The following is a 17,272-nucleotide window of genomic DNA, read 5'->3' as shown; positions in this document are numbered from 1 at the left end:
GCCTCAGGCTCGTCTGCTTCCGCGGACGCAATGCTGCGGAGGCGAAACAGGGAGCAAAGCGCGGCAACGCCAGGAGGCGCCGACAGGCAGCGGAACGCGGCCCGTCCATCCACTATGGTCAGCACGGCCGAAGCGAACGGGGCTTCAGGCAGAGGGGGGTAGCCTCGCTCGCCGGGGGTATATCCGGCCGTGCCGACCTTCCTCTCCTGCGTTTTCCAAGCCGCAGAAGAAGAAACCCGGAAAGGAGCGGCGCCGGATGGCGCCGGCGCCGCTCCGCCCGCGCAGCGTCCGACCGGGCCGACATGGCCTTGGCGGGCAGACCGGGCAGGGAGCCGGGTCGCTGCGGGGCTTGGGGGAGGGGATTTGCTCATGGGGTCGAGACCCCTGCGCAGCAGATCACCTTTTCAAAGGACATGAACTGGGCATTGTCCTTGCCCGGCGCATGCTTGGCCGAGGACCAGAGCGCGCCGGGGCGCCCGATATTGACGCATTTGCCGCCCTTGACCGGCTCCATGATCTGGAACTTGTAGCGGCTCTTGGTCCAGATCGGCTGGGCCTTGAAGGAGCAGCCGTCGGCTGAGGAGATAGTGAGCGCGCCGAGCCGCCCCATCATGAAGGTCCCGCGCGCAGCAAGGCCCGCCCAGGCCTCGACGCTGTCGCCAAAATGGATATCGCCCGCGACCGGATAGGTGGCGCCCCAGCTTCCCATGCACCAGAAGAGCGGATCGATGACCTTGCCGGCCGCCGCCGCGGCGCTGTCGGCCATGCAGGCGAGGCCCGCCGCGGGATTGCCGAAGAGAATGCCCTCGGGCTGGATGATCGCGCCCAGCGTTCCCGACTGCCAGGTCGGCAGCACTTCGGTGATCATCGCGACGTCGAACCCGTCATCCTCTATGCAAGGGAGGTCGGTGAACATGTCGAGCATCTTCCAGACCGGCGAGATGTAGTAATGCATCTGCGCAAAAAGCTTCTGGCTGTTGGTGCCGTCGGCGATTCCTGAATGGCTGCCCTGAAGCCTGCCGCCGGTCGGCAGGAGGTCGGCGCCGAGCGCCATCATGCATCCCGGCTCGGTGACGACGTCGATCATCCGGTTGGGCGACCAGAAGCTCACCTTGACGCCGAACCAGAAGGTCGCGCCCTTGCGGCAGGCGCACAAGGGTTTGGAAGCGGACTGGGCGTCGAGCGCCTTGTCGAGCTTGTCGAAACTGCCGACGCGCACGCCGCCGATGGTGATCGGGAAGATGCAGTTCCAGCGCACCTTGGTCAGCGGATTGAAGATGGTGCCAGCCTCGCACTTGGAGGCGTGGGCAGGTGCCGACGCGCCACCGGCAGCCAGCGCCAGGGCGAGCGGCGCCATGCGCGCGAGAAGCCTGCGCTTCATGGCCGCGCCCTCCCGTCCGCCGTGCGGAGCGGCGCATATTCGTTAAGGACTAGCTTCTTGCCTTGTTGTGCGACGATCACCGGCGCGACAATGAGGCCAAGCCGTTCCTTCACCCGTTCCTCCAGGATGAAGAGCGGCCGTCCGCTGCGTTCGGAAAGGTCGAGCGCGTCACCTGCGGTCAGCAGGATGAAATCGGTGAACCGCGCCTGTTTCAATGCCCAGCCCAGATCGCGCGGATGGACGATGACCAGGCGCTGTGGCAGCGACACATAGTCAAGCGGATTGAAGGTGAAGCCCTTGGGGTAAAGCAACCGACCATCGGGCAGGCGGATATCCTCCTCCACCGTATAGAAAGGGACGAGGCTGCGGACCCGAGCTACCCTGGCCTGCCCCAATGGCGCTGCCTGGAGCGCTGACCAGTTCGAGCGCGGGCCAAGGCGCGAGGCAAGGCTGGGTGCCTTGGCGGCGCGGGCCTCTATCTCCGTCATGGCGTCGGGCTCGGCGATGGGCCAGGTCCGGCCAATCGTAGAGGTCGCAGCCGTTGCAGGCTGACCGCAGGCGAGGCCCAGCATCAGCGCGCCGATCAGGGCGTGGCGGGCACGATCGGGGAAGCCTGGTTCAGCGACCATGGCGCTGTCTCCACCAGGGCCGCTCGTCAGTTCTGTCGCCACAGATCGCGCAGATGAGCGCTGACGCGCCGAGCACGAAGCCCGCGAGCAGCAAAAGCTGGAGACGCAGCGGCAGCGCACCTGGCGTTTCGAGCACGAGGATCGTAAGGACGAGGAGCATGAGCTGCGTGCCCACCAGCAGGCGGATAGGCCCAGTTGCCGGGGCGGCGCTGAGGATGCCCTTCATCGCCGGTTCCACCAGTGGCGTAGCCATTTGGCCGACGTGCCCGCAGCGCCGGTCATGCCGATGAGTAATATGCCGCTCCCAAAGCAGCACGCGGCAACCATCACCGCGGCGCGCAGGATGAGAAATGGCGGCTTCTGGAGCGCGATCCCGGCGGCGCCAACGAGCAGTCCCAGCATCATCGTCTCGATCGTCACAAGCCGAAAGCGCCATTGGAAGGCTTGCGCCTCGGCTTTTGCAGCAGCGCGCGCTTCGATAAAAGCTTCGAGCGCCGGATCGGGTTCGAACTCGAAGCGCGGCTGGTTCTGGTCGGAGGGCGTGCGCATCACAGCGGCTCCCCATCGATTGTGGGCCCAAGGATTTCGATCGGATCGACGCCGGCCAGATCGCAGACTGCTTCCAGCGGCGAGAGCCCTGCGCGCAGTCGCGCCTCGAACGCCGCCACCTCTTGCGGCGCGCTGGTGTTGATCCAGTAGGAGAAGGGATCGACGACGAGGCGTGCGATGCCCAGACCCAGCGGCGAGTCGATGAAGACTTCCGAATAATGGGGCTTGTTGTTGCGGACCGACTTCAGGAGATCGAGGACGAAGCCTGAATAATCGAGGATCTTGTTCTCGACGGCCCTCTCATAGGTCGACCCCTGGAGCAGGAAGCGGGTGGCGGCATTTTCGAGGATCACCTGTCCCGTGCCGCCAAAGAGCAGCAGGTCGTTCATCGACTGGAGGACGACCCCGAAACTCCCCTGATATTTGCGCGCCCGCCGGTAGCCCTGGCCGAAGACCTCGGCGAGGCGGGAAAGATCCTGCCCTTCGGTCCGGGTCATGAACTGGGCGGCCTCATCGCACAGGACAAAGCGGGGCCGGTCGCGGGCGGAAAGATAGAGTTCCTGCGTGACCGCGTTCACCACCACCATGACGATCACGTTGAAGAGATCGGGCATGGCTTTGAGGCGCTCAAGCTCGAGCACGACAAACTCGTCAGCGGAAATGTCGAAGGTCGAGGGGCCGTTGAAATAATGGCCATAGGCGCCTGAACTGCCAAAATCGCGCAGGTTGAAGGCGAGTTCGCGCGCGGCGGGGATCAGATGCTCGACCTTGTCGAGATCGCTTGAGGCATAAGCGGGATAAGCGCCGAGCCAGTCGCGGACCGCGTCGATCCCGGCTTCCGCGCGCCCACTGTCGATCGTCCACTGGACCGCGGACTTGAGCAGGTTCCATTCGGACGTGCTGACGCCCTTGCGGGTCGCGGCATTGGCCATTTCCGCGACGATCGCGACTGCCATGGAGATGGCCGACTGGCGATCGTCGCCGTCGAGCGCGAACCCCATGTCGAAGGGGTTGAGGACGAGATGCTCCTCGCCAATGTCGATATGGCGGCCGGAACATAGGGTGCAGAGCTTCCGATAGCTGCCGCCGATATCGATGATGCGGATGAGCGCGCCTTGCGCATAATATTGCTGGCACAGGTTATTGAGGAGGAAGCTCTTTCCCGCGCCGCTCTCGGCCGAGACGATGAAATTATAATTGTTGATGCGCGGGTCGAAGAGATCGAGCGTGATGAGCTGGCCCTTGCGCCCGGCATAGAGGAGGGCAGGGCGGCCCCCGCCGCGAAAATCGGTCTGAACCGGCGCCAGAAGCGCTGCCGCCTTGGCGGGCATGGGCAGATCGCGTTCCAGCATCCGTACCGTGCGCCGGTCGGGATAGAAGCCGAACGGCAGGGCCATCGGCAGCAGGACCGGATTGAGGTAGCTCTCCTCCTGCATCATCCAGGGCAGCGGTTCGCTCTCCCAGAGGCGCTTGGCGCGCGCGGCCATCTCGCGCGCCTGCGCGCTGTCACGGCCGAAGACCCATATGACCGGGATCACCGAGACGAAGCGGCTATTGCCCGCCTCATCGAGGACCCAGCCTATCTCCTCGATCTGCTTGCCCACCTCGACGGCAAAGCTGCCGGCGGCCTTTTGCGCGGAGAGGATCTGCGCGCGCTTGTGGATTTCAAAGCTTGAATGATCAAAGAGGATGTTGAGCGTGTAGAGGAACGGACCGCCTATCTGGTCACTATCTTCCGAAGCGCCGCGCATGCCGCCGAGCAGCCGGTTGCAGCGCTCGGCGGTGAGGCGCCGGGCCGGCGACTTGGGTGTGAGGCACCGCGCGACCTGGTTGCCCAGGAACAGTTCCGGGCCATCGAAGACGAGATCGGGGCCGGCATCGATCAACTGCTTGCGCACCGGGCGCGCGGGCATGTCGTCGCTGCCGCGAGCAAAAACCCCCGGTGCGTTCTCGAACACGCCGTTGAAGATGCGGCGATAGAAGGTAATGAGCGCCTCGGGCGCGAGGCGGGTGATGCCGAGTTTGGAAAGCTGTTCTTCGATCTGACGCCGCAGGTCGGCCCCAAGCGGCTTTCTCGTCTTGATCGAGAGGATCAGGCGGAAATTGCGCAGCGGAATGCCGTGGAGGGCGGCGAGCCCGCCGGTCCCTTCGCGCAGATAGGCGTAGGTGCGCCGCGCCGAGGCCTGGATCAGCGGGTCGGGCCGGGACTTCAGATCGAGAAAGGCATCGAGCGCCTCATCGATCAGCGGATCGGCGAAGCAATGGAGCTGGACCACGGTGCCGGTCGCGAACTGGATATTGAGGAGCCCGAGCAGCGCCTGGTGGACATGGGCGAAAAGATAGGCGGAGGGGACAAGTTCCCAGGCCTGGCCCCAGCCATCGTCGATGCAGAGAAAGGCTTCCTCTTCCTCGACCCATGCGACCATCGGCAGATAGTCGGAATAGGCGTCGCGCGAGACGCTCGACCGCAGCCGCTCGAAGGTCATGCCGCCGCCATGGCGGGTGCCGGGCGCCCTCATTGGGCTTCCTCCTGTGGGGGGGCGGGAATGTCGCCGCCCTCGCTCGATGCTGGCTTTGCCTTCACCTGATTGAGGACCGGCACGCGGGCTGACGGGCTGACGGGGCTCACCAGATAATCGCCGACCACCCATTGCGGCTTGTCGAGTATCGAATAGACATAGCGGGGCATGTAGAGCCGGTCGGGCCGCTCGCGGTCGGCATAGGGGAGGATGAGCGTGCGGATCGTCCGGCCGGGCCGCAGCATCGGCGTCACTGGTGCTTCGACCAGGCCCTGAAGCTCGCGATAGACGCTGTCCCGATAGCCGATATAGGGGGCGGCGACCTTGCCCCTGGCGCGGCCGGTCGTGCCGGTCGACGCCGCGGTGGCGCCGTTCGACAGCATCTTCCGGTCGTTGGTGACTTTGGGATCAGATCGCGAGACGGCGCCGGCAACCGCGTCCTCATAGGCGCGTTCGGGATGGATGCACTGGCCATGGTCGCTATTCTTGCAGCTGAACTTTTCAGGATAGGGCGACATGACCGAGCCGATGGCGGTGCAGGCGGGAAGGCTGGCGAGCAGCATCAGTGGCACGCTGACGCGGTATACAGACGAGGCTGAAGGAAATGCGAGGAGCGGCATGGGCGTGTCTCCTTGGGTGCGGGGCGGGCGCATCAGAATTTGCTTCCCGCAGTCGGCTTGATTTCGAGGGCGACGCCCTCCTGGATCACCACGACCACATCCTTGGCGGCGCCCACCTCGACGATGGGACCGGCCTGGCGGGCGAGATCGAGATAGAAGTCGGTGAGCTTGTCGGAGGATTTGGAGAGGCCGCCGGCGATGCCGGACTTGGCCGCGTCGCCCGCATCGAGCGATCGAACGGTGCCGAGCGCGGAGACCGACGTGTCGCCGAACGTGTTTTCGACGGACTGACTCATGCCCGAGATCGTGCCGGCAATGAAACTGCGGGCGAGCGCGGCCCCGGCGCGGGTGACGACCCGGCCCGACAGCCCCTTCTTCCCGTCGGTATCGACGAAGAAGCCCTTGATCGGTTGATCGACCACCGAGCGTTCGTCAAAGTCGATGCAGGAGAGGGAGACGAGCTGGACCTCGACCCGCTCCTTGGCGAGGCTGCCGGTCGCATTGCCGATGACGAAGCAACCCGACAGGTTCGCCTTGACATCATTGGGCAGCACGGCGGGCGCCTGGACGCGGGCGATCAGCGGTTCCGGGTTCGAGGTCGCGTCGCGGCTCGCGAGCGCGTCGATCCCGGTCAGCAGCCGCGCCTTCATGAAACCAGGCGGCAAATAGATCGTCCGGGTCTTTTTTTTAACGCCTGTTGCCCCTTTGTCGCCCGCGTCGGCGGTGAGTGCGGCGGTCGCGGTCCCGATCGAGCCGACCTGCCGCTCCACCGGCGGGGCGGGCGGCGCAGGCGGCACGGACGGCATGGGAGGCGGCGGGAGGCTGCCGTCAGCGCTCTCAAGTTCGCGCCCGCTGGGGCTGGGCGGGAAGGCCGGGATGTCGCCAGGCATGGCGCTGGGGAGATCGCCCTCTGCCGCGTCCGTGATGGTTCGCCCCCCAGGGGCGATCCTGCCTTCTTCGATCGCGGTCACCCGGTCGCCCAGCAGCGCCTGGCCGTCGAGGATTTTCTTGAGGTCGCCGCGCACCTTGGTCTCAAGGCTGTCCCCGCGAAGCCCCGCGCCCATGTCGAGGCGCGATGCCGCCGGTGCCGCTGGCGCCTCGTCCTTCGATCCGCTCGAGGCGGTGTAGAGGCCATAGCCGAACAGCGCGATGACGACGCCGACACCGGCCTGGCGGGCGCGCAATTGCTGATGGGCCGTCAGCAGCGCCCAGCGGGCCTTGAGGTCGAGCAGTGCCGGACCGCGCACCTCCCTGGCGGCGGGATCATCCGGTTCGCCGCCGGCGCCGTCCCTACTCTTTGGCGGGCGGGAGTAGCCCTTTATGCCGGCGTGGGGCCGCTGGGTCGGCGCGTCGGGCCTGGTGCCCATCGGTTGCGTGCCCGTCGGTTGCGCACCCGTCGGCTTCTCGCCGCCCTTGTCGCCGGGGCCGCTCACAGCGTCTCTCCCCGCCGCAGCAGAATGAGGCGCGCGGTCTCGCCGGCCTTCAGGGACAGGCGATCGAGGGTGACGCTGAAGATGCGCTTGCCCATCGCGGTGTCCAGGAACATCCGCTCGTCAATGTCGGTATCAGCGCTCGCCTCGACCCAATATTCCGACGCCGACAGGCCGGTGCCCTCGATCGTGACGCGGCGGCGTTCGGTGAGCTTCAGAGCTGGCGCGGCGCTGAACGCAAGCGGCCCTGGCGAGACGGCGACCTCGGTAAAGCTTGCCGGCACCCGGTCCTGCAGCATCGAGAGGGTGATCGAGACGGCGCGCTCCTCCTCGACCAGCGGCCCTAAGAGTTCGCCATTGGCACGGGCACGTTGGCTGGCGCCCGGCACGAGGGTCACAGTCTGGGCGGGAATGTCGGAGGGCTCGGCATAGAGCGGATAGATCGCGCCGTTACAGGTCACGAAAAATTCCGAGGGCGTGGTGACGAAGCTGCGCGTCACCTGGCCCGCATCGTCGCTTTCCTTGACGAGGAACTTGACCCAAGCATCAGCGCCCGCCTTCTCGACCGCGATCGCCTTTTCGGCGGAGAATTTGACGTCCTCGATCTCCCCGCCCTGGCAGACGAGATGATTGATGTCGCGGTTGGAGAGGCGGATGCTGCTGGTCTGGTCGGGAAGCGCGGTGATGGTCTGGGCCAGCGCCGCTATGGGCAGCATGGTGGCGATCGCGCTCGCCGCGAAGGGCGCGCAGAGGCGCTTACCGAAGTTCGGCATCGAAATTCTCCTCGGAAAGAGACAGGAGCCAGAAGCGTCCGGCATCGATCGTGTAGCGGATGCGCAGGTTGCCGCGGAACTTGCGGATGACGCCGCCGATGACGCGGACCTTTTCTACCGGCACCAGGATCTGGCGGTCCGTCCAGGTGACGGGCTGATCGGGCCGGATATAAGTGGCGATGGAGAGCGTGGGGTTGTTGGCGAGCTCGTCGAGGATCGCGTTCAGGCTGTCGCGGATGCCATTATAGGCGGTCGGGTGGACGATCGAGAGCAGTTCCTCGAACTGCCGGTCGGCCGACAGCGACGAATAGGTACCCGAGAGCGCGACGATATTGCGCGTCATGGTGCGCAGGTACGCGGCCGAGGGCTTGCCACCCGTCACATAGAGATCGCCGCCCGCGCCAAAGGGCACGACCACGGTCCGCTGGTTCTGGGCTGTCGTGTAGAGCGTGACGCCCAGCACCGCGGTGATGCCGAAGAGACCGGCGATTGCGAATTTGAGCAGCCTGTTCTCCTCGAACAGGTTGGACGAACCCTGGAGGTAGCGGTGGATGCCGAAACTGGATGGTTTGCCGAGCAGCGGGTCGCTGGCGTCTTTCGAAGATGTCTTGCCGAACATGGGTGCCTCACTCGCAAAAGCGGGTCTGGGTAGGACCGGGGTAGCGGGGGAGCTTGAGCAGCCCCCAGCGCCAGGCGAGGTGCGGCATGAAGCCGCGCGGCTTGGTCCGCTTCCAGGGAATGAAGAGGAGAAGGACGCCGACGAGCGACCAGCCCACGAGGCCGCCGACGATGACGGCGACGAAGATCGTCGAGATGACGACGATGAACTCCTGCGCGTCGAACCAGAGGATCTGGACCGGCTTGTGCAGAAATTGGGGCAATCTCTCGTCCACGTCCTTCTCCCTTGCTTCATCACGTCCGACCAGACGTGATTGTCGAAGGAGCGACCATTCGCTCCCCGTGTCCGACGCAGGCCAAAAAGGAAAGCCTGCGCCAGTCCTTGTTTCACGCGGTCTCAGACCATCATGCCGAAGGTCTGGAGGATGGAGTCTGCCCGGATCAGGCAGACCGCCGCGACGATCGTGGGGATGCCAATCATGATATTGGAAAAGAGGCGGCTGACCCCGAACAGGAAGGCGGCAACGCCGCCCACGAAGCCGAGCGGACCCTTCACCCCCTGGTTCACCACGATATCGTAGATATCGTAGCCAAGGTCGCCGGCGGCCGGCGCCTGGAAGGCGTGGGCGGCCGATGCCAGGGTCATCGCGACGAGGAGGGTTCCCACGGCATCGGCCGACGCAAAAGAGAGGCGGCGGATCCGGGGCATCGAGAGGTGAGGGTGCTTTACAGTCTTGAGCATGGCTTTTCTCCAGGCAAAAAGGAGCCATCCCATCGACATGCCTGCCGGCATCGACTTGGGTGATCGCTGTCGGCCAGCGAGGGGCAGGGCGGCTCCAGGAGGAAGGCCCATCGCCGGCATCTCGTGCCCGGGGGCCTGCACAGTGCGCGCATCCTCCCCGGGCCCGCCAAAGTTTTTGCGGTCAGCTGGGCGGCTTTCTGGGCGCCCGCTTTTGATCGAGCCAGGCTTCGATCTCGGCTTGCTGGAAGCCGGAAATGATGCGGCCGTCGAGGATGAGGGTGGGGGTGCCCGATATGCCCATCGCCTTGACCGCTTGCGCGTTCGCCGCGACGCGGGCCGCGCCCTCCTTGCAGGTTATGAGGGGCTTTGGCGCCTCTCCCGCATAGGTAGCGCGGAACGCGCCGGCCTGGTCCTTTGAACAGAGGATATGCTCGGCCTTCGACGCGGCTTGCGGGTGGATGCCGCTCACGAAATAGATTTGCCGCCGCACCGCTGTTCCTTCCGCGCCCTTGGCCGCCCAGAAGCGGTCGAGGGCGCGGCAATAGGGGCAATCGGGATCGGTGAACTCGATGACGGTTGGAGCGCCGGGTGGACCGATGGTGAGCGCCTGCGCCGGGTCAAGTTGACCCAGCTTCTTGCGCGCGCTGGCATCCTGCGCGAGGGCGGTCAGGTTGACGCCGTTCCTGTCATAGATGGTGGCGAAGAGGAGATGCTCGCTCTCTGGCGCATAATAGAGGATGCGCCCGCCCGCGCTCGCCTGGTACAGCGGCCCCTTGACCGGCGCCGGCCCAAAATCCTCGAACTGGAGATTGGTGAAGCTTTGGCGGAGGCTGGCTTGGGCTTTTTGGGCGAGAGCATCAAGCTCGTTCGCGCCGGACGATGCGTCCCTCGGTGCGGCTTGCAGGCCGCTCCCGGTCAGTGTCAGGAGGGCGATCATCATCCCATTAGCGAGAAGGTCAGTACGAATAGCCATCAGGATGCTCCCCGTGGATTGGCTGGGCAAGAAGATGTGGGTCGAGCCGGATCGTGCGTCCGAGCGGTACGAGTGCTGACTGCGCGGGACGCGCCTTGCCGGCCGGCGGCGCCTCGATGAGGAAATCGCCGCCATGCTGCCGTAGCATCAGCCGCTGGATGGGAGCGGCAGTCTCACCATGCACCGTAGCGGCTTGCCCTCGGCAAGCCATTGCGGGCATAGTTGCCGTCATGAGAATGACGAGCATGGGGGCGCCACAAAAAATGCCTCTGCCCATCGGGCCTGTCTCCTCGGTTCTGGGCCGGCCTTATGGCCGCCCGGTGTTCGGGATAGATGCCGGCGGGAAGCTTCGTTCGTTCGGGTAAGCTCGCCGTCACCGGTTGTTGCCACAATCGATGTCGAGCCCGCCCCCGCCCTGCAAGGACCAGGGCACTGAGTTGCCGGTGCGGGGCACTGACGTGCCGCCAGGCGGCAGTGAAATGCCGAATGGGCACAGGCGTGCCGTATCATGGACAGATTGTAACGGGCTGCCTCTGGAATAGCGCGGTTAGACTCTGCCGCGCTCCCACGCGAATCGCATGGGGATTCGCCCGTCACCCGGAAAGAAGGTGCGAAGAATGAATGGCAAAAGGTCGAGGGCCTACAGGCTCACCCTTTCGGAACGCGGACTGGATCTCTATCTCTCCGCCCATCTGCGGCTTTGCAGCCTTGCGCAGGACCTGCTGCCCTACGGCACGACGCTACAGGCAGCGATCGATCTGCTCGAGCGCCGGGACACCGATGAGGTCGCCGCCGATCTGATCGACCAGAGCCTTGATGCCTATATCGGCAAATGCGAGCATTTTGTCGGCGGTTCACCGGGCATTGGCCTCTCGGCAAGGGCGATTCGCGATCGGCTCTCGCAGTCGGGCGCGGTGCACGCGCCCCCGATCGGACGTATCTATATTGCCGCGCTCGCCGTCCTTGGCGCCGCGGGCAACGGGGAACTGAGCAAGTGGGTGGCGCGTCGGGCGAGTGCGTGAGGCAGGGGGCACTGCGCCGGGGAGCGGCGTGCGACCCCTTGCATCAGGGCCAAGCCGTTGAATTCATCCCAAAATGAGAGAGATTGTTTTTGACCGCGCGCGTCAAATGCATAGATTTTTTCCATCGGGTAAGTGCCATTGGGAGCTTCGAGCCAGTGTCAGGGGGACCTGCGCATGCCGACTCGAAGACTTCAGACCAAGGATGACGGGCTGGTTCTCTCCACGATAAAGGAGATTTCCGGGAAACGTATCGAAGAGCGCCGCCGACGTGACCGTATCACGCAACCCCAGCTCGCTCGCGCGGCCGGGGTCAGTGTTCGATGGTTGCGGGAAATTGAGGCGGGCAGTCCCAAGTCAAAGCTGGATGATCACCTCGCATGTGCGCATCGGCTCGGTCTCTCGACAACCCACATCATGATCCCGCTTCTTCTCCTGGAGCGAAGAATGTCGATACCCGAAGAATATCTGATCGAGGAGGACCTCTCGGAACTGGAGGACTGCTACATCGCCCTCGTCTACGAACATTCGCGCGCCGCGGTCCGTCGCCGCCAATCCTCCTTCTTCATGGACGCGGACGACCGCGAACATTCCTGATCGGAGCGTTCCATGGCCCCGGAACCGGTGACGGCTGAACGCATCTATCGACGCCTTAAGGCCGATATTCTCGACGGGCTGTTCCTGCCCGGGATGCAGCTCATCGTCCAGAATACCGCCGACGCCTATGGCGTGAGCATCTCGCCGGTCCGCGATTGCGCTCATCGCCTCGTCGGCGAGAGGCTTCTCGAACTGAACCATGGCGGCGGCTTTTCCGTGCCGCAGCTCAGTGCGCATGCGCTGCGCGATCTCTATGTCTGGCACGGCTATCTGGCCCGCCATGCATTGAAGGCCAAGGCGACAGGCGCAGATGATCCCGGACCCATGGCGATGGTCGAGCGCGGCGGCCCACATCATCCTACCATCATCAGGGACGCGACTGCCTGGCTATTCGGTCGCATCGGCGCTCGCCCCGGCAACCATGCGCATCTCACTTCGATACTGACCGCAGGCGACATGCTTTCGGTCGCGCGACTCCACGAATCTGAGGTGCTCAGCAATGTCGAGGAGGAACTGATCGGGATATGGAAGCTGGTCAAATCCGGTCGCGATGCGGACATTCGCGAAGCGATCTGGGCCTATCATCGGCGCCGAATTCGACGCGCGTCGGCAATTGCGAACCGGATTTCGATCCGGGGGAGAGGCACCGGATTGCCCGAGCAGGCCTGAATATTCGGCTATTCGGCACATGGATTGGGCAGATACAGTCGATCCGGCGCTTATAAGCAACCAGAATGAGACCTTATAAGTTCGGCTATAAGTCGCCACTCCCTTACCATCATGCATGCCGCAAATGTCTGCGGCGCAATGATGGAGATGAACATGGACCGTATCGAAGACCGCTCCGACGACTTCGTCGATCTGGGCAATGCCGCCTATGAAACCAAGGGCGCGATCACTGGCCTGGATTCCGACGGCGTCGGATTTCGCCAGAACGGCATGAGCGACGAATAAGCGGAAGGATCGGTGCGGCCTGCGGCCGCGCCGATCTACGGCACCATGTTCTACGCAGCGCCCCACTTTCACCATTGCCCAATCGACGGCCGCGTCGTCGCGCTGGATCTGCGCACCACCCGCTATTTCCTGGTGCGCGGAGCATCAGGTACAGCGCTGGTCCAATGGCAAGACGGCATGCGCCGCCAGCTTGCCGATGATGCGTTCGACGACCTGATCGCGCATGGATATGTATTGCGCGAGCCGACCGGCAACCGCGACCTTGCCGCGTGCGATGCAATATCCCCGACCAGCCGTTTCGAGACAGGACCGACGTGCGCGAAGCGCGCCGATCTTGCATTCCTTTCCTGGCTTCTTGGTTCCACGCGCCTGCGCATCGCGACGGGTTCGCTCGCAAGGGTTCTTCGGCCTCTGCAAAAGCGGGCCGGGCAGATGCGCGTCCAGGACAGGGAGGAATTGGCGAAACGCATGGGGCGGTTCGTCGCTGCCCGGCCCGCCATTCCGCTATCCCGATCCTGTCTCCTCGACAGCGTGGCGCTCTATCTGTTCCTGCGCGATTCCAGGGTGGAGCTGGTCTTCGGCGTCAGTATCGAGCCTTTCGCCGCGCATTGCTGGCTCGAGCGCGACAATTTCCTTCTGAACGACGAGCTTGATCATGTGCGCCATTTCACGCCGATCTTGCGGTACAGGGCATGAGCGATTTTCTGCTTTTCCCGGCCAATGGGGCCGGTGTCGGCCAGCCTTCGCACGCCTTGGCCGACCAGCTCTCGCACGATGGCTTTGCCGAAGCGAGGGTGGAGAGCGAATACAGGCTGTTCGTGCGGGGCGGCTTGGCCACCGCGTCTAACGGAGGCCTCCTCCTAATGGGCGATGCATACGATGCCGATGGCGGACAGATACATCAGAGCGCGTTGGATGAGATCGTGCAATCCGATGCCCGCCTGGAGATCGTGGCATCGCGCTATTGGGGCCAGTATGTCGCACTTGCGGTCGAGGCGCGGGCCGTCCGTCTGTATCGGGATCCATCGTCCGGGCAGGCCTGCTATATGTCTGGCCGGGGCGATGCGTTTCTCGCGGCATCGAGCGTCGATCTGCTGCGGCTGGCGACCAGCCACAGTTTCGATGTCTGTCGGGAGCGCGTCATCCGGGCACTCGCCTATCGTGATCTCCGGCAAGATCGCACGGCCATCGAAAATGTCCGGGAGTTGCCGCCGGGCTGTGCCACCGACAGCCAGGCAGAGGGCGTTCGCTATCTCTGGCAGCCGCTTAAGGGTTGGCAGTCAGGCCAGGCGCTGTCGGAGGAGGAGATGGCGCACCGGCTGAAGACGGCGCTGCGGCTCGCTGTGCGGGCGCAAACGGCCGGCGCTGGCCGTGTGATGCTGGAGCTTTCGGGTGGTCTCGATTCCTCGCTTCTCGCTCTTCTTCTGGCGGACATGCAGATCGACTTTGCGGCGGTCACCTATGCCGGGCGGCACACGCGCGAGGATGAAAGCGCCTTTGCGCAGGCGGTCTGCACGAGCATTGACCGCCCGTGGCGCCGATCGATGCTGCGCGGCGACCAGATCCGGCTCCATGAATCGGCCGCCGCCCATCTGGCCTGGCCCAGCGCCAGGCTGTTCACACAGCTGTTCGACAGCGCTGCGCGGGAGGCCATGGCGGACCTAGGTTTCGACAGAATCATAAGCGGTGGCGGTGGCGACAGCACCTTCTGCTATCTTCCTTCCAGCGCGCCGCTGGTTGATTGCCTGTCCCACTGGAGGACCGCCCTCAATGCTGGGAATGTGGTGCGCGACCTTGCGCTCGCGCATGAGACGACCAGTGCCGAGATCGTCTGGCGGGCCTTGCGAAGGATGAGCTTGCCCAGGGGACTGTCCTGGAAGCAGGATATGACTTTCCTTTCGCGCGATGTCCGCTGGTCGCTGTCGCGCCGGGCCTTCCACAAGGGGATCGATCTGGGCGGTGCCCCGCGCGGAAAACTGGATCACCTCAGGCAAGTGATCGGAATTCATAATCATCTCGACGCCTATGGGTCGCCGCGGCGCGAGGCCCTCCGATTTCCGTTGGTATCGCGTCCGGTGGCGGAAGCCGCGCTTCAGATCCCGAGCTGGCAATGGTTCGAAGGCGGAGCCAATCGCGCCCCCGTCCGGCGCCTGCTCGCGGGGCGGTTGCCCGCCATGATATCGGGCCGCAGGTCGAAAGGCGGCTTTGACGGCGTCATCCGCGACATCTTCATGCAGCATGGCGGAGAAATGAAGGCGCATCTCCATGACGGCTGGCTGGCCCGGGAAAAGATCATCGATGTCAATGCCGTCGATGAAGAGTTTCGCCGGTTCCAGGAGAGCGGACCTGCGAGGATCGGTCGACTCATGGCGCTCTGGGACGTGGAGATGTGGGTGAGGGCGGTGCGCCGGCGGCAGGTGTCGTCGTTCCCCCTGCCGGACGCAACCAACGGCTGAACCAGTCGATCGAGCGGCGATAGATGGCGAGGCGATGCGCGGGCTGCCATTTGATATGATGCTCGTCGGGAAAGACATATATTTCCACCGGCTTTCCTGCGGCTTCCAGCGCATGATAGGCGGGAAGGGCCAGTCGGAATTCGTCGTCCGAGAGTTGCATGAGGATGGGCGCGGCAATTTTTTCGGCATTCTCGACAAGCGAATAGAGTTTCCAGAAGTCTCGCCCGTCCTTTCCTCTGGGCGGATAGCCCCAGTTGACGAGATCGCGATAATATTCCTCGCCGGCGCTGTTGTAGTTACTGGCATCCTCGCAGCAGGAACTGACGGCCGCGGCGCGGAACATCGTCGAGTTGAGGAGCGCGAACTGGACGGTCGAGGCGCCGTCGCTCAGGCCCGTGATACCGATACGCCGTGAATCGACCAACCCTCGCCGAACGAGTTGCGAGACTCCCGCCTCCAGGGCTGCAAGGACATGGCGTCGGTCCGCCCAGCCTTCGACATTGTGCCGGCTGAACTCGGCCTGATCCCTGGCGGGGAGCCGGCTCGCATAGTCTGTCGGTCTCTGGAAACTCAGGACCGCAAATCCGGCGGCCGCGAGGGGCAGGATAGGATATTCGTCGCCCGTGCCACCGCGCAGGAAGCCGCGGCTGCTATATTGGACGACGACAAGGGGGAGCTTCGCGCCTCCGCTGTAACCGGGGGGCAGGACGAGATCCCCGAAGGCCTCGCCGCCCTCAAATCGCCAGGTGAGCCGTTCCACCCGACCAAAGCGATGGCGGCCGAAATCGGGATTGGGTTCGTAGACGGTCGATATCGACCCGTTTTTCGCGGAGATTGCGACCAGCCGGCGCGGATCGAGGCTGCGTTCATAGCCGCACAGCAATTCGCGGTTTGCGGCTTGGCAGCCGAGAATGAGATCTTCCGTGCGTAGAAGCAGGGCGGGCTGTCCCTTTCGAGGATGCCATTTGTAGAGCGCGAGGCGGCTCCTGTCGGCCGGCCCCTCCGTGCGCAGGAACAGCAGTTCGCCCGGCGCTGTCCACCAGATGCCGATCAGTTCACCGACGCAGACGTCGCTTTGGCAGGCGACCTCATGTCCATCCACCAGCGCATGGACTCTTGATGGCGAACGGACTTGATCCGGCTGCGCCCGCTCCGCCCAGGCTTTTGCCGTTCCCCCCTCGCTGACCGTAGCAAGGCTGGACATGGCTGGGATGCCCGGAAGTTGCGAACCGAAGGCCTGTTTTGCTACGCCAGCCTCCAGAGGCGACATTTCCCCCGTGCCGGGATCGACTTCGTAATAGGCGGGCGGATAGCGGCCGGGCGGAAAGGGAAGGGCGCGGGCCGCCTGCCAGGTCCGATAATCATAGCGAAAGCCCGACATCCCTTCCTGTTCGATGGCTTTTTCGGCCTCCACCCTGTTCGTGTCGGCAGCCAGATAGATGCGCCTTCCATCGGCTGACCATTGGAGATCAATAATCGGCAGGTCGCCTGATGTGACGGGCGTTGCTCCGCTCTCGTTCGCTTGGGCGATCCACAGCCGTGTCTGATCCCCGTCGCGTCGTACATAGGCGATGCGATTTCCCTCCGGGGACCATCGCGGCGTGAGCGGCATGGGCAGGCCGATCGGAAAGCCGGCAAGGCGGCGGTTGGAGAAGCGCGCCTTGATGAAATCACCGCCCTCGTCCGCAACGATCGGCGCCTTCTTTCCGCTCCTGTCGATGATCAGCAGCGCCATGCAATAGCGGTTGGTCGCGGCATCCGCGCGGCGCATCTGCAGCGCCACCTGGCTCCCGTTCGGCGACAGGGCGATGTGGGATGCATTGAGCGGGCTTGATCCGCCATCGCCAAAGTCCCACAGACCAAGGATATCTTCGGGACTGACATCGGAAACCGCATTGGCGCTCTGCACCGCCCGTGTCGGCGGCGCGGAGCAGAGCGCGGCGGCACCGGACGGCAGGGCGCCCGTGGCCGCCAACAGGGCAGCGAGGATGTTCCGGCGTTGGCGGCGCATC

The 17,272-nt window shown here is 64.5% G+C and carries 20 protein-coding genes and 1 pseudogene; 7 read left to right on the top strand and 14 right to left on the bottom strand.

Translation table 11 applies throughout. The annotated features are described in order from the left end of the window. Nucleotides 1–367: 367 nt before the first annotated feature. The 13 genes from B2V90_RS08465 to B2V90_RS08405 form a co-directional block, all read right to left on the bottom strand. Nucleotides 368–1,381, bottom strand: coding sequence for a TraU family protein (locus B2V90_RS08465; RefSeq protein ID WP_414711591.1), 1,014 nt, complete (start codon nucleotides 1,379–1,381; stop codon nucleotides 368–370). Next, entirely contained in the window at nucleotides 1,378–2,010 is a 633-nt protein-coding gene (locus tag B2V90_RS08460) for a conjugal transfer protein TraW (RefSeq protein WP_228221139.1), read from the bottom strand. Before B2V90_RS08460 ends, B2V90_RS08465 begins: the two co-directional genes overlap by 4 nt. Continuing rightward, entirely contained in the window at nucleotides 2,000–2,236 is a 237-nt protein-coding gene (locus B2V90_RS08455) for a hypothetical protein (protein WP_145206020.1), read from the bottom strand. The genes B2V90_RS08460 and B2V90_RS08455 overlap by 11 nt, the downstream gene beginning before the upstream one ends. Then, nucleotides 2,233–2,559 (bottom strand): hypothetical protein, encoded by a 327-nt coding sequence (locus B2V90_RS08450; RefSeq protein ID WP_228221140.1) that lies wholly within the window; start codon nucleotides 2,557–2,559, stop codon nucleotides 2,233–2,235. The genes B2V90_RS08455 and B2V90_RS08450 overlap by 4 nt, the downstream gene beginning before the upstream one ends. Beyond that, nucleotides 2,559–5,078 (bottom strand): TraC family protein, encoded by a 2,520-nt coding sequence (locus B2V90_RS08445; protein WP_228221141.1) that lies wholly within the window; start codon nucleotides 5,076–5,078, stop codon nucleotides 2,559–2,561. Before B2V90_RS08445 ends, B2V90_RS08450 begins: the two co-directional genes overlap by 1 nt. Further along, complete coding sequence (locus tag B2V90_RS08440) at nucleotides 5,075–5,698, bottom strand: TraV family lipoprotein (protein ID WP_228221142.1); 624 nt, start codon at nucleotides 5,696–5,698, stop codon at nucleotides 5,075–5,077. The genes B2V90_RS08445 and B2V90_RS08440 overlap by 4 nt, the downstream gene beginning before the upstream one ends. Nucleotides 5,699–5,730: 32 nt before the next feature. After that, nucleotides 5,731–7,131, bottom strand: a complete 1,401-nt coding sequence (locus tag B2V90_RS08435) for a TraB/VirB10 family protein (RefSeq protein WP_228221143.1) — start codon at nucleotides 7,129–7,131, stop codon at nucleotides 5,731–5,733. Next, nucleotides 7,128–7,901 carry a type-F conjugative transfer system secretin TraK gene (locus tag B2V90_RS08430; protein WP_228221144.1) on the bottom strand — a complete coding sequence of 258 codons (774 nt, stop codon included), beginning with the start codon at nucleotides 7,899–7,901 and terminating at the stop codon, nucleotides 7,128–7,130. The genes B2V90_RS08435 and B2V90_RS08430 overlap by 4 nt, the downstream gene beginning before the upstream one ends. Next, on the bottom strand, nucleotides 7,885–8,520 hold the full coding sequence (locus tag B2V90_RS08425; RefSeq protein ID WP_228221145.1) for a type IV conjugative transfer system protein TraE: 636 nt from the start codon (nucleotides 8,518–8,520) through the stop codon (nucleotides 7,885–7,887). Before B2V90_RS08425 ends, B2V90_RS08430 begins: the two co-directional genes overlap by 17 nt. Nucleotides 8,521–8,527: 7 nt before the next feature. Then, nucleotides 8,528–8,794, bottom strand: a complete 267-nt coding sequence (locus tag B2V90_RS08420) for a type IV conjugative transfer system protein TraL (protein ID WP_228221146.1) — start codon at nucleotides 8,792–8,794, stop codon at nucleotides 8,528–8,530. Nucleotides 8,795–8,916: 122 nt separating this feature from the next. Next, the gene (locus B2V90_RS08415; RefSeq protein WP_093087992.1) at nucleotides 8,917–9,228 is read right to left on the bottom strand and encodes a hypothetical protein; all 312 of its coding nucleotides are present in this window, start codon (nucleotides 9,226–9,228) and stop codon (nucleotides 8,917–8,919) included. Nucleotides 9,229–9,442: 214 nt separating this feature from the next. Next, nucleotides 9,443–10,234, bottom strand: coding sequence for a DsbC family protein (locus tag B2V90_RS08410; protein ID WP_228221147.1), 792 nt, complete (start codon nucleotides 10,232–10,234; stop codon nucleotides 9,443–9,445). Beyond that, nucleotides 10,218–10,481: a hypothetical protein gene (locus B2V90_RS08405; protein ID WP_228221148.1), complete on the bottom strand. Its 264-nt coding sequence runs from the start codon at nucleotides 10,479–10,481 to the stop codon at nucleotides 10,218–10,220. The genes B2V90_RS08410 and B2V90_RS08405 overlap by 17 nt, the downstream gene beginning before the upstream one ends. 370 nt (nucleotides 10,482–10,851) lie before the next feature. Here B2V90_RS08405 and B2V90_RS08400 point away from each other — a divergent pair, with 370 nt between their 5' ends. The 7 genes and pseudogenes from B2V90_RS08400 to B2V90_RS08370 all read left to right on the top strand — a co-directional run bounded on the left by B2V90_RS08400 (nucleotide 10,852) and on the right by B2V90_RS08370 (nucleotide 15,260). After that, nucleotides 10,852–11,256, top strand: a complete 405-nt coding sequence (locus B2V90_RS08400) for a hypothetical protein (protein ID WP_228221149.1) — start codon at nucleotides 10,852–10,854, stop codon at nucleotides 11,254–11,256. A gap of 174 nt (nucleotides 11,257–11,430) precedes the next feature. Continuing rightward, a pseudogene (locus B2V90_RS08395) lies at nucleotides 11,431–11,649 on the top strand (transcriptional regulator); the annotation flags it as partial. A gap of 51 nt (nucleotides 11,650–11,700) precedes the next feature. Beyond that, entirely contained in the window at nucleotides 11,701–11,850 is a 150-nt protein-coding gene (locus B2V90_RS08390; RefSeq protein WP_228221301.1) for a hypothetical protein, read from the top strand. 12 nt (nucleotides 11,851–11,862) lie between these two features. Next, nucleotides 11,863–12,519 carry a GntR family transcriptional regulator gene (locus B2V90_RS08385; RefSeq protein WP_228221150.1) on the top strand — a complete coding sequence of 219 codons (657 nt, stop codon included), beginning with the start codon at nucleotides 11,863–11,865 and terminating at the stop codon, nucleotides 12,517–12,519. Nucleotides 12,520–12,672: 153 nt separating this feature from the next. Continuing rightward, nucleotides 12,673–12,804 carry a benenodin family lasso peptide gene (locus B2V90_RS08380; protein ID WP_228221151.1) on the top strand — a complete coding sequence of 44 codons (132 nt, stop codon included), beginning with the start codon at nucleotides 12,673–12,675 and terminating at the stop codon, nucleotides 12,802–12,804. A 12-nt stretch (nucleotides 12,805–12,816) separates the two neighbouring features. Continuing rightward, nucleotides 12,817–13,500, top strand: coding sequence for a lasso peptide biosynthesis B2 protein (locus tag B2V90_RS08375; protein ID WP_228221152.1), 684 nt, complete (start codon nucleotides 12,817–12,819; stop codon nucleotides 13,498–13,500). Further along, complete coding sequence (locus B2V90_RS08370; protein WP_228221153.1) at nucleotides 13,497–15,260, top strand: asparagine synthase-related protein; 1,764 nt, start codon at nucleotides 13,497–13,499, stop codon at nucleotides 15,258–15,260. The genes B2V90_RS08375 and B2V90_RS08370 overlap by 4 nt, the downstream gene beginning before the upstream one ends. Here B2V90_RS08370 and B2V90_RS08365 read toward each other — a convergent pair. Beyond that, complete coding sequence (locus B2V90_RS08365; RefSeq protein ID WP_228221154.1) at nucleotides 15,169–17,271, bottom strand: Atxe2 family lasso peptide isopeptidase; 2,103 nt, start codon at nucleotides 17,269–17,271, stop codon at nucleotides 15,169–15,171. The two genes, B2V90_RS08370 and B2V90_RS08365, sit on opposite strands and share 92 nt — an antisense overlap. Between the last annotated feature and the right edge of the window lies 1 nt (nucleotide 17,272).

The organism is Sphingobium sp. UBA5915 (genome assembly GCF_002431195.1).
Lineage (GTDB): Bacteria > Pseudomonadota > Alphaproteobacteria > Sphingomonadales > Sphingomonadaceae > Sphingobium > Sphingobium soli.
Note: the sequence above shows the minus strand (reverse complement) of the source record. Positions and strands in the feature narration are given on the sequence as shown.

Bases quoted from the DNA above. Each gene is read 5' to 3' on its own strand.
- B2V90_RS08465 (WP_414711591.1), bottom strand. From the start codon at position 1,381: ATGAAGCGCAGGCTTCTCGCGCGCATGGCGCCGCTCGCCCTGGCGCTG.
- B2V90_RS08460 (WP_228221139.1), bottom strand. From the start codon at position 2,010: ATGGTCGCTGAACCAGGCTTCCCCGATCGTGCCCGCCACGCCCTGATC.
- B2V90_RS08455 (WP_145206020.1), bottom strand. From the start codon at position 2,236: ATGAAGGGCATCCTCAGCGCCGCCCCGGCAACTGGGCCTATCCGCCTG.
- B2V90_RS08450 (WP_228221140.1), bottom strand. From the start codon at position 2,559: ATGCGCACGCCCTCCGACCAGAACCAGCCGCGCTTCGAGTTCGAACCC.
- B2V90_RS08445 (WP_228221141.1), bottom strand. From the start codon at position 5,078: ATGAGGGCGCCCGGCACCCGCCATGGCGGCGGCATGACCTTCGAGCGG.
- B2V90_RS08440 (WP_228221142.1), bottom strand. From the start codon at position 5,698: ATGCCGCTCCTCGCATTTCCTTCAGCCTCGTCTGTATACCGCGTCAGC.
- B2V90_RS08430 (WP_228221144.1), bottom strand. From the start codon at position 7,901: ATGCCGAACTTCGGTAAGCGCCTCTGCGCGCCCTTCGCGGCGAGCGCG.
- B2V90_RS08425 (WP_228221145.1), bottom strand. From the start codon at position 8,520: ATGTTCGGCAAGACATCTTCGAAAGACGCCAGCGACCCGCTGCTCGGC.
- B2V90_RS08415 (WP_093087992.1), bottom strand. From the start codon at position 9,228: ATGCCCCGGATCCGCCGCCTCTCTTTTGCGTCGGCCGATGCCGTGGGA.
- B2V90_RS08410 (WP_228221147.1), bottom strand. From the start codon at position 10,234: ATGGCTATTCGTACTGACCTTCTCGCTAATGGGATGATGATCGCCCTC.
- B2V90_RS08405 (WP_228221148.1), bottom strand. From the start codon at position 10,481: ATGCTCGTCATTCTCATGACGGCAACTATGCCCGCAATGGCTTGCCGA.
- B2V90_RS08400 (WP_228221149.1), top strand. From the start codon at position 10,852: ATGAATGGCAAAAGGTCGAGGGCCTACAGGCTCACCCTTTCGGAACGC.
- B2V90_RS08390 (WP_228221301.1), top strand. From the start codon at position 11,701: ATGTCGATACCCGAAGAATATCTGATCGAGGAGGACCTCTCGGAACTG.
- B2V90_RS08385 (WP_228221150.1), top strand. From the start codon at position 11,863: ATGGCCCCGGAACCGGTGACGGCTGAACGCATCTATCGACGCCTTAAG.
- B2V90_RS08380 (WP_228221151.1), top strand. From the start codon at position 12,673: ATGGACCGTATCGAAGACCGCTCCGACGACTTCGTCGATCTGGGCAAT.
- B2V90_RS08370 (WP_228221153.1), top strand. From the start codon at position 13,497: ATGAGCGATTTTCTGCTTTTCCCGGCCAATGGGGCCGGTGTCGGCCAG.
- B2V90_RS08365 (WP_228221154.1), bottom strand. From the start codon at position 17,271: ATGCGCCGCCAACGCCGGAACATCCTCGCTGCCCTGTTGGCGGCCACG.